Origin of the sequence: Acinetobacter sp. NIOH-H-8, from assembly GCF_046635365.1 — a bacterium.
Lineage (GTDB): Bacteria > Pseudomonadota > Gammaproteobacteria > Pseudomonadales > Moraxellaceae > Acinetobacter.
On the sequence record NZ_JBHDVN010000283.1, the window covers coordinates 1 to 408 of the forward strand.

Annotated in this window: 1 protein-coding gene; it reads left to right on the forward strand. The window is 45.1% G+C overall.

Features of this window, described 5'->3' with window-relative positions; translation table 11 throughout:
- Positions 1 to 107 precede the first annotated feature (107 nt).
- Positions 108 to 408, forward strand: a 301-nt coding sequence (locus tag ACEWB7_RS18250; RefSeq protein WP_411581124.1) for an Arm DNA-binding domain-containing protein, incomplete at its 3' end; no start/stop codon positions are given.

Below are 408 nucleotides of genomic sequence, written 5' to 3' on the forward strand. Positions count from 1 at the left end.
TCTCATAACAACGCTGTCAAAAATGAGTACATGGATGAGTACAACATTCTTCCATCTTCATTTTAAGTGAGTACAATAACGGTATAATAAATAAACAAGGCCCCGTTATGCTCACTGATACGCAATGCCGCACTGCTAAGCCGAAAGAAAAACTCTATCGACTTAATGATTTCAATGGTCTCTACCTCGAAGTGAAACCCAATGGTAAAAAGGCATGGCGCTATCGGTTTAAACTCAACGGTAAATCCAGCATGTTTGCGCTGGGTGAGTACCCGACGGTAAAACTTGCCGAAGCTCGCGAGAAATGCGAGCAAGCGCGTAAGCAAGTCGCAGATGGAGTTAGCCCAACACAGGCTCGTCAGTTAGATAAGATCCGCAAGGTCAACGACGCATCCAACACCTTTGAGC